The sequence below is a fragment of the Agromyces sp. NPDC058104 genome (assembly GCF_042884835.1).
Classification (GTDB): Bacteria; Actinomycetota; Actinomycetes; order Actinomycetales; family Microbacteriaceae; genus Agromyces.
This window is the reverse complement of sequence record NZ_JBHVTD010000002.1, coordinates 333,666-348,294: the sequence shown is the minus strand read 5'-3', so window position 1 is coordinate 348,294 and position 14,629 is coordinate 333,666. Positions and strand designations below refer to the sequence as shown.

General features: G+C 70.8%; 14 protein-coding genes. 7 read left to right on the top strand and 7 right to left on the bottom strand.

The window, feature by feature from the left end; translation table 11 throughout:
- Positions 1-81 precede the first annotated feature (81 nt).
- The 6 genes from ACFVTH_RS09585 to ACFVTH_RS09560 form a co-directional block, all read right to left on the bottom strand.
- On the bottom strand, positions 82-1,728 hold the full coding sequence (locus tag ACFVTH_RS09585) for a SulP family inorganic anion transporter (RefSeq protein WP_387089724.1): 1,647 nt from the start codon (positions 1,726-1,728) through the stop codon (positions 82-84).
- Between the two features lie 4 nt (positions 1,729-1,732).
- On the bottom strand, positions 1,733-2,656 hold the full coding sequence (locus tag ACFVTH_RS09580) for an HAD family hydrolase (protein ID WP_387089721.1): 924 nt from the start codon (positions 2,654-2,656) through the stop codon (positions 1,733-1,735).
- A 75-nt stretch (positions 2,657-2,731) separates the two neighbouring features.
- Positions 2,732-5,074, bottom strand: coding sequence for an arylsulfatase (locus tag ACFVTH_RS09575; protein ID WP_387089718.1), 2,343 nt, complete (start codon positions 5,072-5,074; stop codon positions 2,732-2,734).
- A gap of 116 nt (positions 5,075-5,190) precedes the next feature.
- Entirely contained in the window at positions 5,191-6,723 is a 1,533-nt protein-coding gene (locus ACFVTH_RS09570) for an FAD-dependent oxidoreductase (RefSeq protein ID WP_387089715.1), read from the bottom strand.
- 67 nt (positions 6,724-6,790) lie between these two features.
- Entirely contained in the window at positions 6,791-7,060 is a 270-nt protein-coding gene (locus ACFVTH_RS09565) for a glutaredoxin family protein (protein ID WP_387089712.1), read from the bottom strand.
- Positions 7,061-7,177: 117 nt separating this feature from the next.
- Positions 7,178-7,276, bottom strand: coding sequence for a 30S ribosomal protein bS22 (locus tag ACFVTH_RS09560; protein ID WP_003792170.1), 99 nt, complete (start codon positions 7,274-7,276; stop codon positions 7,178-7,180).
- Between the two features lie 158 nt (positions 7,277-7,434).
- Between ACFVTH_RS09560 and ACFVTH_RS09555 the strand changes: the two genes are divergently transcribed.
- Both ACFVTH_RS09555 and ACFVTH_RS09550 read left to right on the top strand, forming a co-directional pair.
- Entirely contained in the window at positions 7,435-7,944 is a 510-nt protein-coding gene (locus ACFVTH_RS09555; RefSeq protein WP_387089709.1) for a GNAT family N-acetyltransferase, read from the top strand.
- A gap of 180 nt (positions 7,945-8,124) precedes the next feature.
- A complete protein-coding gene (locus ACFVTH_RS09550) occupies positions 8,125-8,607 on the top strand; it encodes a DUF1772 domain-containing protein (protein WP_387089706.1) in 483 nt (160 codons plus the stop codon).
- Between the two features lie 5 nt (positions 8,608-8,612).
- Here ACFVTH_RS09550 and ACFVTH_RS09545 read toward each other — a convergent pair whose 3' ends face one another.
- Positions 8,613-9,029 carry an ArsR/SmtB family transcription factor gene (locus ACFVTH_RS09545; protein WP_387089703.1) on the bottom strand — a complete coding sequence of 139 codons (417 nt, stop codon included), beginning with the start codon at positions 9,027-9,029 and terminating at the stop codon, positions 8,613-8,615.
- Positions 9,030-9,102: 73 nt separating this feature from the next.
- Between ACFVTH_RS09545 and ACFVTH_RS09540 the strand changes: the two genes are divergently transcribed.
- The 5 genes from ACFVTH_RS09540 (at position 9,103) to ACFVTH_RS09520 (ending at position 14,440) form a co-directional block, all read left to right on the top strand.
- Positions 9,103-10,545 carry a TrkH family potassium uptake protein gene (locus ACFVTH_RS09540; RefSeq protein ID WP_387089700.1) on the top strand — a complete coding sequence of 481 codons (1,443 nt, stop codon included), beginning with the start codon at positions 9,103-9,105 and terminating at the stop codon, positions 10,543-10,545.
- On the top strand, positions 10,538-11,206 hold the full coding sequence (locus ACFVTH_RS09535; RefSeq protein WP_387089698.1) for a potassium channel family protein: 669 nt from the start codon (positions 10,538-10,540) through the stop codon (positions 11,204-11,206). The genes ACFVTH_RS09540 and ACFVTH_RS09535 overlap by 8 nt, the downstream gene beginning before the upstream one ends.
- Before the next feature lie 97 nt (positions 11,207-11,303).
- Complete coding sequence (locus ACFVTH_RS09530; protein ID WP_387089695.1) at positions 11,304-12,257, top strand: ATP-binding cassette domain-containing protein; 954 nt, start codon at positions 11,304-11,306, stop codon at positions 12,255-12,257.
- Positions 12,254-13,876 carry an ABC transporter permease gene (locus ACFVTH_RS09525; protein ID WP_387089693.1) on the top strand — a complete coding sequence of 541 codons (1,623 nt, stop codon included), beginning with the start codon at positions 12,254-12,256 and terminating at the stop codon, positions 13,874-13,876. The genes ACFVTH_RS09530 and ACFVTH_RS09525 overlap by 4 nt, the downstream gene beginning before the upstream one ends.
- Positions 13,877-13,903: 27 nt before the next feature.
- Positions 13,904-14,440: a GbsR/MarR family transcriptional regulator gene (locus ACFVTH_RS09520; protein WP_387089691.1), complete on the top strand. Its 537-nt coding sequence runs from the start codon at positions 13,904-13,906 to the stop codon at positions 14,438-14,440.
- Positions 14,441-14,629 lie beyond the last annotated feature (189 nt).

Genomic DNA, 14,629 nt, shown 5'->3' with positions numbered 1-14,629 from the left:
CGAGCGCAATTCAGGACGAGCGCTCCGATACCCCGAATACGCGGTGCATCGCCCCGCTCGTCCTGAAAAGTGCGCGGGTGATCAGTCGACCGTCGCGTCGACCGCGTCCTCGAGGGTCGGGTAGACCCGGCCCGCCTCCTCGAGCCCCCTGAACCAGCGCCCGCGCCGCGACATCGCCGCACCCGCCTCGGGCACCGCCGCGAGGCGCAGCTCGACGCCCTGGTCGGCGAGCTCGCGGTCGAGCTCGGCGAGCGCATCGAGGATCGTCACCGACACGACGTCGAGCCGGCTCAGCTCGAGCGCCACCGCGGTCGTGCCCGCGTTGGCGCGCACTGCGTCGAGCACGGCGTTCTCGTAGGCGAGCACGTTGGCGGTGTACATCGGCCCGAGCAGGCGCAGCGGCAGCACCGCCCCGTCCGCCCCGTCGTCGCGAGGCTGCCCGACATCGAGGCGCACCCGGTTGAGCTCGCGCAGGATCACGACCATGGTCGCGATGATGCCGACGGCGACCGCGAGCAGCAGCCCCGCGGTGAGGCCGACGATCGCGGTGGCGACCGCGATCCAGAAGTCGTTGTGGCTGATGCGCCAGAATCTCGCGAGCGCGCCGATGTCGATGAGCCCGACCACGGCGACGAAGACGAGCGAGGCGAGCGTCGCCTGCGGAAGCAGGCTCAGCACCGGGCCGAGGAACAGCGCGACGAGCACGGCGAGCGCGACCGTGACGATCGACGAGAGCTGCGTGCGCGCGCCGGCGCCCTGGTTCACCGCGCTCTGCGAGAAGCCGCCCGCCGCGGGCAGCACCTGGAAGAACGAGCCGACGGTGTTCGCGGCGCCGGTCCCGAAGAGCTCCTGATTGCTGTCGACTCGCGGCTCGCCGGGCTTGCGGATGCCCCGGGCGACCGCCGCCGACTCGAGGAACGCCATGATCGCGATCGCGCACGCGCCGGGCAGCATGGGCACGATGTTCGCGAACGTCGGCAGCTCGAACGGCGGGAACCCCTGCGGCACGGGCGCGATGAGCTCGACGCCCTGCTCCTCGATACCGGTGAACGCCACGAGCAGGATGCCCGCGGCGACGACGACGAGCGGCGCGGGCACCTTCTTCAGGAACGCCTTCATGAGGAGCATCGCCGTGATCGACGCGACCGACAGCAGCACCGTCGTGGCGTGCGCCGACGGCAGTGCCTCGACGGCGGCGACGAGCGAGCTGAAGAACCCCTCGCCCGAGGCGTTCGAGGTCTCGCCGAGCAGCTTCGGCAACTGCCCGACCGCGACGGTCGCCCCGACGCCGATCTGGATGCCGACGATCGTCGCCTGCGAGATGTTCTCGACGAGCGAGCCGAGCCTCGCCGCCCGCGCGATGAGCAGGATCACCCCGACCATGAAGGTCAGCGCGATGAGGTCGGGCACCGGGTCGTCCGAACCCGCGGCGACGCCGGCGGAGACGAGCGTCGTCGCCGTGAGCGTCGCGATCGTCGACGTCGTCGACACGCTCATCGCGCGCGAGCCGCCGAGCATCGCGTAGACGAGCATGGGCACCATGCAGGTGTAGAGGCCGAGCTGCACGGGCAGGTTCGCGATGGTCGCGTACGCCATCGCCTGCGGGATCACGACCGCCCCGGCGGAGAGCCCGGCGATGAGGTCGGCCCCGAGCCATCCGCGTTGATAGCCCGCGAGCGTCGGGAAGAGGCGCAACCGGCGAGCGGCCGGCGTCACGACCCTGGCCACCGGGTCAGGCCTCCGGGAAGACGCGGGTCCAGTCGCGCTTCACGCTCACGACCGTGTACCCGTTCACGGATGCCTCGGCCAGCACCTTCTCGGCGCCCTTGTCGTACGGGGTGTCGCCGCGACCGGTGTCGTCGTCGTGGTGCACGACGAGCGCGAACCCGCCGCCCTTGCGTGCGAAGTCGAGCATCGCCTGGTCGCCGTTCGAGTTGCCGCCGGCGAAGATCGGGCGGCGGCCGATGCGGCTCCAGATGCGAACGGGCTTCTCGGGGCCGTCGTCGAAGACGTCGAGTCCTGCGGCGTAGCGCACGTCGTGCGTCTCGGGGTCGTACGACAGGCCGAAGGCCGAGCCGACGACCCGCTCGGGCGGGATCCCGTAGTTCTGCTGCGTCATCGGCCGCATGAAGTCGCGCTCGCCGCCGGACACGATGTACACGGTGAAGCCGTGGGCCTCGAGGTAGCGCAGCAGCTCGACCATGGGCGTGTAGACGGTGTGCGAGTAGGGGGTGCCGAGGGTCGGATGCGTCGCCGTCGCGAAGAACGCCTCGACCGAGGCGGCGTAGTCCTCGATGCTCGTGCCCGCGGTCGCGCCCACGATCGCGCCGATGAGCGTCTTCAGGTCGGTGTCGTCGCCCTGGTAGTGCTTCTCGACCGCGCCGCCGAGCCAGGCGAGGTCGCCGCTCACGACCGCCCGGTAGGGCTGGTGCTCGGCGAGCGTCGGGTCGGCCTCGGCTTGCACCTTCCACTGCTCGACGAGGTAGTGCAGCTGCGTCGGCATGGGCTTCTCGCTCCACAGGGTGCCGTCGTTGTCGAAGACCGCGATGCGCTCGGCCTCGGGCACCGCGTCGGGACCGGTCGAGACCTTCTCGACGAAGACTTCGATCGCACGACGCGTGGAGGTGTCGGCCCACGAGGGCAGTTCGTTCGGCATGGCGATCCTCTCGAAACGCGGAACGGGGGCGCGAGGCATCCGCACCCCCGTTCCGCCATTGTGGCAGCGGGGCGATCAGTCGCGTGCGTACGCCGCCGCGAGGTGCGCCTCGAGGTCGAGGTACGCGTCGTCGGCGATGTCGAACACGACGCGCGCGATCTCGCCGCCCGTGAAGTCGAAGCCGTAGCCGTACAGCGACGAAACGGGGTCGGCGCTGTCGCGGCCGATGGTGAGCCCCTCGCCGCAGAGCGAGAAGTGGCCGAGCACGGTGCGGATCGGCTGCTCACCGACCTGCTGCTCGTCGATGGAGAGCTTCACGGGGCCGGTGGCCTCGCGGTACTCGCCCATGCCCTCCTTGACGAACTCGACGCCGATGATGTGCCTGCCCGAGGTCGGGGCCGGCGCCGAGACGCGATCCTCGGGCGGGATGCCGAGGAAGTTGTACACGTAGTGGACCTGCCCGTCCTTCACGACGAGCGCGTGCCCGCCGAAGCGCGAGCCGTGCGCGAAGACCACGCCCTCGGTCTCGGGGGTGAAGTCGATCTCGGCGGCGATCTTGTACGAGACGCCGTGCACGTTCGCCGCGCTGCGCTCGGGGATCTCGCTCGTGCCCGGATAGTAGACGAACTGCCCCGACGCCGGCGCCGGCTGGTGGAACTCCATGTGCACGAAGGTCTCGAAGTCCTTCGGGTTGCCGATGATCTGCAGGTCGTTCAGCGGGAGGACGTTGTTCTTCTTCGCCTCCTCCATCCAGAGCGCCTTGAGCTGCTCGAGCTTCTCGGGGTGCTCGGCGGCGAGGTTCTTCGACTCGGAGCGGTCCTCCTCGGTGTGGTAGAGCTCCCACACGTCGCCGGGGAAGTCGCCCGTGCCGCTGACCGGGCCGTGCACGGTGACGGCCTTCCAGCCCTCGTGCCAGATGCCGCGCTGCCCGAACATCTCGTAGTACTGCGTCTGCTTGTTCGTCGGCGCATCGGGCGCGGCGTCGAACGACGGCACCATCGAGACGCCCGAGAGGGGGGTCTGCTCGACGCCGTTGTACGTGTCGGGGAACGGGACCCCGCAGGCCTCGAGGATCGTCGGCACGATGTCGGTCGAGTGGTGGTACTGGTGGCGCACCTCGCCGCGCGCGGCGATGCCCTTCGGCCACGAGATCACCAGCGGGTCGGCCACGCCGCCCTGGTACGTGTAGCGCTTGAACATCTTGTACGGCGTCGAGAACGCCGACGCCCACCCCGTCGGGTAGTGGTTGTACGTGTCGGGCGAGCCGAGCTTGTCGACGAGCTTGAGGTTCTCTTCGAGGGAGTCGGGGTAGCCGCCGAAGATCTTGCCCTCGTTGACCGAGCCGTTCGGCGAGCCCTCGCCCGAGGCACCGTTGTCGGCGCAGTAGATGACGATGGTGTTGTCGAGCTGGCCCGACTCCTCGAGGTAGTCGATGATGCGGCCGACCTGCGCGTCGGTGTACTCGCTGAACCCGGCGTACACCTCGGCCATGCGGCTGAACATCGCCTTCTGCTCGTCGCTCAGCGACGCCCACGGCAGCACCTCGTCGCTCTGCGAGAAGGTGCCGTCGGGCATCGGGTTGAGCTCGGTGAGCGCGGTGCCGGCGGGCAGGATGCCGCGTTCGATCATGCGGGGCAGCACCCACTCGCGGTACGCCTCGTAACCGTCGTCGAACTTGCCCTTGTACTTGGCGATGTACTCCTCGGGCGCGTGGTGCGGCGCGTGGTTCGCGCCGGGGCAGAACCACAGGTACCAGGGCTTGTCGGGCTCCGTCTGCTTGACGTCGCGGATCATCTTGAGCGCCTGGTCGGCGAGGTCCTTCGACAGGTGGTAGCCGTCCTCGGGGAGGTACGGCTGGTCGATGTACCGGTTGTCCTCCGCGAGCGACGGGTACCAGTTGTTCGTCTCGCCGCCGATGAAGCCGTAGAACCGGTCGTAGCCCTGCGCGAGCGGCCAGTTCTTCTTCGAGGCACCCGCGGTCCACTCGTCGATCGGCACGTTGTGGTTCTTGCCGACCCAGAACGTCGACCATCCGGCATCCCGCAGCAGGTGCGCCATCGTCACGTTCGACGGCGGGATGTGGGAGTTGTACCCCGGGAAGCCCGTCGACGACTCCGAGATCGTCGCGAAGCCGTTGAGGTGGTGATTGCGCCCCGTGAGGAACGTCGAGCGTGTCGGCGAGCACAGCGCCGTCGTGTGCCATTGCGAGTAGGTGAGGCCGTTCTCCGCGAGCCGTTCCATCGTCGGCATCTCGATGCCGCCGCCGTACGGCGACCAGGCGGCCATGCCGGTGTCGTCGTAGAGCACGACGAGCACGTTCGGCGCTCCCTCCGGCGCCTTCTCGGGGAGGAACGCGTCCCAGTCCCCCTGCGAGTCGCGAACGTCGAGTTCGATCCTGCCCTTGAATTCACGCGCCACGGCGTTGTCCCCTTCCAACGAGCGAGGGCAGACCCGTGCCCCCCGTTCGTCACCCTAGCCACGGGCCGGCGGCGGGCGCTACCGATTCACGGCGAACTCCACATGATGAGGAGCGCTCACCGGTCGGCGACGTCGCGGCGCGAGCCCGCGCGCAGGTCGCGCGTCGCCGGCCCTTCGATCAAGCGGCCGGATGCCTCGAACCGCGAGCCGTGCAACGGGCAGTCCCAGCTCGACTCGGCGTCGTTCCAGCGCACCACTCCCCCGGTGTGCGGGCACACCGCGCAGACGGCCGTCGTGCGCCCGCCGACCGTCGAGACGCCGTACGGAACCCCGCCGCGGTGCACCACGACGCCCTCGCCCTCGGCGGGGCGCGCCGTCGGCGCGGCGCGGCCCAGCGCATCCGCCCACCCGGACACGAGCTCGCGGCCGACCGCCGCGTTCTCGACGATGCCACGGGCGAGGTCCGACGGTGCGGTGGTCCGCGTGCCGAGCACCCGCACCCACGGGCGGTGCTCGCGCCACGACTCGCCGAGGATCTCGGCGCTGATGCGGAGCCCCGCGGCCGCACCGTTCGTGAGACCCCACTTGGCGTATCCGGTCGCGATCCAGATGCGGCGGCGGCCACGTGGCATCCGGCCGACGAAGGGCACGAGGTTGAGCGACTCGTAGTCCTGCGCCGACCAGGCCGCCACGGGCGAGGCGGCGTCGAAGTACTCGTTCGTCCAGGCGACGATGCGCTGGGCCTCGACGCGCGTCGACGCGACCCTGCCGACGGGGTGGCCGCCGCCGCCCACGAGGAGGAGCGGCGGGCCGCCGGTCGCGACGTCGGGCGTCGTCCTGATCGAGCGCGTCGGCGCGTCGACCGAGAGGAAGAGTCCCGCCACGGGAGGAGCCTCGGGGACCCGGAACGCCGCGAGGTACGACCGCGAGTGCCGCGTCTTCGCGAAGTAGAGGCCGCGGCGGAGCATCGGCGCCGCGGTGGCGACGACGACCGCGTCGCCCCGGATCGGGCCGTGGTCGGTCGAGACCGTCGCCGGACGGCCGGCTCGCACGCCCCGCGCGCGCACTCCGGTGATGAGCGTTCCGCCGAGCCGGGCGAACTCCTCGGCGAGCGCGTCGGCGAGCACCACCGGGTCGAGCGCGAGCTGGCCGGCGAGCGACACCCCGCCCGCGAACGGGAACGGCACCGGCAGGGCCTCGACCCGCTCGACCGGCAGGCCCGCCTCGCGGGCGGCGGCGAACTCGGCGTCGATCCGTCGCAGGCCCCACGCATCCTGCGCGTAGCTCACCGCGGGCTCGACGGCGAACGGCACCTGGTGCTCGCGGGCGAAGTCGGCGATCCATCGCTGCCCGTCGAGGTTGGCCTCGACGTAGGCGCGCGTCACGTTCGCCGAGTGCGCCCGCCTGATGGTGCTGAGTCTCGCGCCGTGCAGCACGGTCGCCTTGCCGGTGTTGCCGCCCGAGGCGAGCGCGGCGACCCTGCGCGCCTCGACGAGCGCGACCGAGCAGCCCTCGCGCGCGAGGATCACGCCCGTGACGAGTCCGGTGATGCCGGCGCCGATGATGATCGCGTCGAAGCGGCCGCCGGGCAGGCGGTCGGAGCCGACGGCGACCGGCGCGTGCGATTCGACGCTCCAGATCGAGATCATGCCCCGAGTCAAGGCGGGAGGGTCCCGCCCGGCAAGCGGGTTGACAGCCGGGCGACCGGCCTCGCGGTCAGCCCTTCGCGCAGAGCGCGGTCTTCAGCCGCACCGGATCGACCCGCCAGTACGTGTGCACCTCACCGTCGATGAGGAGCACCGGGATCTCCTCGGCGTAGCGCGCACGCAGCGCCTCGTCGTCGACGATCGACTGCTCGTCGAGCGAGATCCGCCGCGCGGCATCCTGCTCGAACTCGGCGACGACCGCCTGCACGACCTCTCTCGCGTCGTCGCAGAGGTGGCAGCCGGGCTTGCCGATGAGGGTGAGCTGGATGTCTCGGGCCATGCTCCGATCGTACGCAGCCGGTGGTCGAGGAGCGACGCAGGAGCGTCACGAGACCCGAGGACAGCGAAAAGCGCCGAACCCCGGTGGGGCCCGACGCTCAGCTGCAGTCGCGAGCGACTACTTCTTGTTGCGACGCTGGTGGCGCGTCTTGCGAAGAAGCTTGCGGTGCTTCTTCTTCGCCATGCGCTTGCGACGCTTCTTGATGACGGAACCCATCAGAACCTCACAGAAAGATCGTGCCGGCCGCGCGTGCCGCAGCCGAAAGGCAGAATGCCTCGGAGTAGTCTAGCGGATTCGCAGAGCGTTCTCGTTCGCGCATCCGACGGCCCGGGTGCCCGGCGTCACGCGACCCGGCCACCCGCTAGCGTCGAGGGATGCACAGCCCCGAATTCGTGATCCGCTCGACGACCGCCGGCGACTGGCAGGCGGTGCGCGCACTGCGCCTCGAGATGCTGCGCGACTTCCCGATCGCGTACGGCGAGACGCTCGAGCACGCGCTCGACGTCGACGAGGAGGGATGGCGCCTGCGCGGCGCCCGCGGCGAGCGCGCCGACCAGGCCGTGAAGGTCGCGGTCGACGGGGATCGGTGGGTGGGCACGATGGCCGGCTACATCCCGGATGCCACGACCGGGCCGATGCTCGTGGGCGTCTACGTCGCACCCGAGTACCGCGGCGATGCCGCAGGCGTCTCGCGGAGGCTGCTCGAGGCGGTCGAGAACTGGGCGCTCGGGCACGGCGACACGCTGCGCCTCGAGGTCCACGAGACGAACGCGCGGGCGATCAGGTTCTACGAGAAGCTCGGCTTCACGTTCACCGGGCGCAACCGCCCCTACGATCTCGCCCCGGGAGGCCTCGAGCTCGAGATGATCAAGCCCCTGCGCTGACCGGGCGAGCCGCTCCGCCCCGCGCCGCGGCCCGCACCCCCGGCGCCGCACCCCCGGCCATCCGGGCTCGATCCGTCGATCTTCGCCCTTCACGTTGGAAGCATGGGCGAAGATCGACGGATCGATGAATGAGGTGCGACGTCCACCCCACGCGCCCCGGTGTTCCGCCAGACTGGCGCAATGAGCACGCTCGGCATCGTCCTCCTCGTCCTCGGCATCGTCGCGACCGGTCTCGTCTCGGGGGTCTTCTTCGCCTTCTCGGGGTTCGTGATGCAGGGGCTCGACCGCCTCGCCCCGGCCGACGCCGCGCGGGCGATGCGCGAGATCAACGTGACCGCGGTGCGCGCGCCGCTCATGCTCGCGATCTTCGGCACTGCGCTGCTGCTGATCGCCGTCGCGACCATGTCGTTCTTCGGCGCGTACCCGGCCGGCGCGTGGTGGATCGTCGGCTCGGCCGTGGTCTACCTCGTCGGCGTGGTCGGCGTCACCGGCGGTGCGAACGTGCCCCGGAACAACCGGCTGGCGTCCGCTCCCGAGGCCGATGCAGGTGCGCTCGGCACGGCGTGGCGCGAGTTCCGCCCGGGCTGGACGGCGTGGAACCACGTCCGCTGGCTCGCGTCGGCCGCCTCGTGCGCGGCCCTCGTCGTCGCCCTGCTCGGCTGAGCGGGCTACTTGCGCTTGACGACCTGAGTGACGTCGGCGAAGACCTTGCCGATCGCGGAGGCGAAGGCGCGCTGGTCGTCGTTCAACGAGGCCTCGTGCGCCTCGGCACCGGCGAGCATCGCGGCGTCGGCCGCGGCATCCGACGACATGAAGGGGATCAGCCAGTCTTCGAGCGTCTCGAGCGGCGCGCGGTCGAGCCGGTAGTACCGGTGCTGGCCCTCTTCGCGGACGGTCACGAGACCCGACTCGCGCAGCACCTTCAGGTGCTTGGAGACGGTGGGCTGACTGGTGCCCAGGGCCGCGACGATCTCGGAGACGCTGATCTCGCCGCCCGACTGGGGCACCGCCGACTCGCGTTCGAGCAGCACGGCGAGGATGTCGCGTCTGGTCGCGTCCGCCACCACATCGAAGATGTCAGCCATGCCCCAAGGGTAGCCACTCGCAGCGGGGAGTACCATGACTCACGCGTTCGGTGACGGCACATGAGGGGGGTCGATGCGCGCACAGCGGGTGGCCCGCCTCGGTCGAGTCGATCGGCGGTCCTGGCTCGGGCGGCTCCGTGACGCCGTGGACGCACTCGTCAAGAGCTCGCCGTCGCGGTTCGCGATCCTCGTGTTCGCCGCCCTCATCATGGTGTTCACGCTGCTCTTCTCCCTGCCGATCGCCAGCGCCGACGGCCGGGTCACCCCGCTCCACGACGCGCTGTTCACGGCCGTCTCGGTCATCTGCGTCACCGGCCTCGCGACCGTCGACATGGCGACGTACTGGTCGCCCTTCGGGCACGGCCTCGTCTACCTCGGCGTGAACATCGGCGGCGTCGGCGTGCTCACGCTCGCGACGACCCTCGGCTTCGTGATCTCGCGCCGGCTCGGACTGCGTGCGAAGCTCATGGCGGCGAGCGACACGAACCCGTCGCGCATCCACGTCGGCCCGGTGGCCGAGCGGCAGGCGGTCCGCCTCGGCGAGGTCGGCGGGCTGCTGTTCACCGTCGCGATCAGCGCGTTGGTCATCGAGGCCGCGATCGCGGTCGGCCTGATGCCGAGCATGCTCGCTGCGGGATACGACGTCGGGCACTCGATCTGGTACAGCCTCTACTACTCGGCGATGGCCTTCACCAACACCGGCTTCTCGCCGAACCCGGGCGGGCTCCTGCCCTTCGAGCACGACTACTGGATGCAGTCGCTGCTGATGGTCGGCGTGTTCCTCGGCAGCCTCGGCTTCCCGGTGATCTTCGCGCTCGCGCGCGCCTGGAAGCAGCCGCGCAAGTGGAGCGTGCACGTCAAGTTGACGCTCACGACGACGGTGATCCTCTTCGTCGCGGGCGCCGCCATGTTCCTGCTGCTCGAGCACGCCAACCCGAAGACCTACGGGCACCTCGACGCCGGGCCCACGATCTTCCAGTCCTTCTTCATGTCGGCGATGACGCGTTCGGGCGGCTTCGCGACGATCGACATGCACGACCTCTACGGTTCGAGCCAGCTCGTCAGCAGCATGCTCATGTTCATCGGCGGCGGCTCCGCGTCGACCGCCGGAGGCATCAAGGTGACGACGCTCGCCGTGCTGTTCCTGGCCGCCTTCGCCGAAGCGCGGGGCGCGCCCTCGATGGAGGCGTTCGGCCGCCGCATCCCGCGCGACATGCTGCGCCTGTCGGTGAGCGTCGTGCTCTGGGGCGCGACGATCGTCGCCGGCGCCTCGATCGCCATCCTGCAGATCACGAAGGCGCCGTTCGAGAACGTGCTGTTCGACGTGATCTCGGCGTTCGCCACGTGCGGGCTGTCGACCGGGCTCACCGCCGAGCTGCCGCCCGAGGGCGTCTACGTCATGGCGGCCACCATGTTCATGGGCCGAGTCGGCACCGTCACCCTCGCTGCGGCGCTCGCCGCGAGCCAGCGCCGCCAGCTGTTCAAACGACCGGAAGAGAGGCCCATCGTTGGTTGACAAGATCAGGCACGACGCCCCGGTGCTCGTGATCGGCCTCGGCCGGTTCGGCGCCGCCACCGCGGGACAGCTCGACCGCCTCGGCCGCGAGGTGCTCGCGGTCGACACCGACGAGGCCCTCGTGCAGAAGTGGTCGGAGCGGGTGACCCATGCGGTGGTCGCCGACGCCAAGAACATGGACGCGCTCAAGCAGATCGGCGCCCAGGACTTCTCGATCGCGGTCTGCGCCGTCGGGTCGTCGATCGAGGCATCCGTGCTCATCACCGCGAACCTCGTCGACCTCAGGATCCCGCAGATCTGGGCGAAGGCGATCTCGGCGTCGCACGGCAAGATCCTGCAGCGCATCGGCGCGAACCACGTCATCTACCCCGAGCGGGAGGCGGGCGAGCGCACCGCGCACCTGGTGTCGGGGCGCATGCTCGACTTCATCGAGTTCGACGACGACTTCGCGCTCGTGAAGATGTACCCGCCGAAGCCGATCCGCGGCAAGAACCTCACCGAGTCGGGCGTGCGCTCGAAGCACCGCGTGACGGTCGTGGGCGTGAAGAGTCCCGGCAAGCCGTTCACGTACGCGACCGAGAACACGGTGGTCTCGAACCACGACCTCATCATCGTGTCGGGCACCGAGGGAGACATCGAGAAGTTCGCGGCGCTCGAGTAGGCCTGCGGGAGTCCTTCGGGGCCGGCGTTCGTCCGGCCCTGTAAGGATTCCGTTAGGAAGATTCACAAATTTGTGAATCCGGCGTAGCATCGCGCTCATGACGACAGTGATCAGCGCCAGCGGCCTCGAGAAGCGATTCGGCCGCACCGTCGCGCTCGACGGCCTCGACCTCGAGGTCGGCGCCGGCGAGGTGCACGGCTTCCTCGGCCCGAACGGCGCGGGCAAGTCCACCACCATCCGCATCGTGCTCGGCCTCGCCCGCGCCTCGGGCGGCTCGGCGACCCTCTTCGGGCAGGACCCGTGGAAGCGCGCCGGCGAGCTCCACCGCCGCGTCGCGTACGTGCCCGGCGACGTCAGCCTCTGGCCGAACCTGACCGGCGGCGAGGCGATCGACCTGCTCGCGCGCCTGCGCGGCGGCACCTCCGACAAGGCCGCCTACGCCGCACGCAAGCAGCGCCTGCTCGAGGCGTTCGACTTCGATCCGCGCAAGAAGGGCCGGGCGTACTCGAAGGGCAACCGGCAGAAGGTCGCCCTCATCGCGGCCTTCGCGACGCCCGCAGAGCTCTACATCCTCGACGAGCCGACGAGCGGCCTCGACCCGCTCATGGAACAGGTGTTCAATCGCGAGATCGCCCGCGTCGCCGCCGACGGCGCCACCGTGCTCCTCTCGAGCCACATCCTCTCCGAGGTCGAGGAGCTCTGCGACCGGGTGAGCATCATCCGCGCCGGGAAGACCGTCGAGTCGGGGACCCTCGCAGAGCTCCGCCACCTCACCCGCACCGAGATCGCGTTCTCCGCCGACGGCGTCGACCCGATCGCACTCGCCGCCGAGGTCGACGGCATCCCCGACGCGCACGACCTCCTCATCGACCACGGACGGGTCAGCTTCACGGTCGACAGCGACCGCGTGGCATCCGTGCTGCCCGACCTCGCTCGCCTCGACGTGCACGGGCTGACCGTGTCGCCGCCCTCGCTCGAGGAGCTGTTCCTCCGCCACTACGGCGACGAGCTCGGCACGCGCGCGGAGGTCTCGGAGGGGGCGCCGGCATGAGCACGCTCGGCACGCTGCTCCGGCAGCGGCTGCGCCGCGACCGCTGGCAGCTCGTCCTGTGGCTCGTCGGCACCGGCCTGCTCGCCTTCTCGTCGACCGCGGCGGTGGCCGACACCTACGGCGACGAGGCCGACCGCGCCCAACTGCTGCAGCTCGCGACCGCGACCCGCACCATCCTCGTGTTCCGCGGAACACCCGACGGCACGGACCTCGGCGCCGTCACCTTCTTCGCCCTGTTCGCCTGGCTGGCGCTCATGGGCGGGCTCATGAGCACCTTCCTCGTGACCCGGCACACGCGCGCCGAGGAGGAGCAGGGCCGCGCCGAGCTCGTGGCGGCCACGCCGGCCGGGCGCGTCGCACCGACGGTCGCGACGCTCGTGCACGGCGTGCTCGCCAACCTCGGGCTCGGCACGCTCGTCGCGCTCGGCTTCCTCGCCGGCGGGCTCGACCCGACCGGGTCGTGGTTGACGGGCGTCGCCATCGCCGCGAGCGGGGTCGCCTTCGTCGCGATCGGGCTGTTCACGGCGCAGCTGTTCCGCACCTCGCGGGGTGCGAACGGCGCAGGGGTCGCGGTGGTCATCGGCGCCTACCTCCTCCGAGGCATCGGGGATGCCACGGGCACGCCCTCGTCCGACCTGCTGCATGTCACTCCGTCCTGGGTGAGCTGGCTCTCGCCGATCGGCTGGGGGCAGGCGATGAGCCCGTTCGGCGATCCCGAACTCTCGCCGCTCTGGCTCTCCCTCGCCGTCTCGGCGGTGATCGTCGCGATCGTGTTCGCCCTGCAGTCGGTGCGCGACCAGGGGGCGAGCCTGCTGCCCGGCCGCAAGGGGCGCGCCGGGGCCGGCGCGGTGCTGTCGAGTTCGTTCGGACTCGCCTGGCGGCTCAACGTGTCGACGCTGATCGCCTGGGCCGTCGGCGGCGCTGTCGCCGGACTCCTCGCGAGCTCGCTCTCGGACCTCGTCGATCAGATCGGCGGCGACACCCCCCAGGTCGCGGAGACGCTGCAGGCCGCGCTCGGCGGCGGGGCCACGCTCGAGCAGGCGTTCATCGCGACGTTCTACGGCATCATCGGCGTGCTCGCCGCGTGCTGCGCCGTGCAGGTGGGCATCCGGGCGCGACAGGAGGAGGCGCACGGCACCGCCGAGGTCGTGCTGGCGACTCCCGTTCCGCGCACGCGGTGGCTGCTCGAGTACTGGTTCGTCGGCATCATCGTGATCGCGGTCGTGCTGGGCGCGGCCCTGCTCGCGGGTCTCGCGGGCGCCGCCACGTCGGAGCAGGCCGACGAGCTCGTGCCGCTCATCTCCCAGGCCGCGCTCGCCCAGCTGCCCGTCTCGCTCGTCTTCCTCGGGCTGACGCTCCTCGTGTTCGCCTACCTGCCGCGGTGGACGATCCCGCTCGGCTGGACGGTGGTCGGCGTCGCCGCGATCCTCGGCATCTTCGGGCCGCTGCTCGGCGCACCCGACTGGATGCTCGACCTCTCGCCGTTCACGCACTCCCCCGTGCCGACGGGCGGCGACGTCGACTCGTCGGGCGGGTTCTGGATGATCGCGATCGGACTCACCGCCGCGGCACTCGCCCTCGTGGCGATGCGCCGACGCGAGCTCGCCACGGGCGGCTGAACCGGGCGACTCTGAGAGGATCGACGGATGGCACGCGACGAGCAGGCACTGAGCACGGCGGTCGAGCAATCGGCGGCCGTGCTCACCGCCGCAGGCTTCCCGAAGATGCCGGCCCGCGTGCTGATGGCGCTCCTCGTCGCCGACGACGGCGGGCTCACCGCCGCCGACCTCGGCGAGTCGCTCGGCGTGAGCGCCGCCGCGATCTCGGGTGCGGTGCGCTACCTCCGCTCCCTCGGCATCATCCACCGGATGCCGCATCCCGGCAGTCGGCGCGAGCGGTGGGAGATCTTCGACGACGCCTGGTACACCGCGCTCGCCGGAAAGAACTCGGTCTACGGCACCTTCGCCGAGACGGCGGCGCAGGCGATCGACGCGCTCGGCGACCCCGACTCGGCGGGCACCCGGCGCACGAGCGAGATGGTCGCGTTCTTCCGCTTCATCGAGGGCAAGATGCCCGAACTCCTCGCCGAGTGGGAGGCGCTGCGTGCCGCCGGCGCCGCCGCACCCGCCGCCGCCCCCGCCGCCGCCGCCGCCGCCGCGAACGCATCGTTTCAGGAGAACTGAAGCTGCTCAGGACGATTCGCGGGATTCCGTCCTGAAGCGGGCACTATTTCCTGAAACCGTGAGCTTCGCGTAGGGATGCCGCGAGCGGGCGTTAGGGGTCCGTGAGGATCGGGCCCGGGGCATCCGGCGAGGTGTTGCATCGGGGGTGCAGCGCAGGGGCGCTGCCCGCCGCCGCGGGTGCGGGGCGGA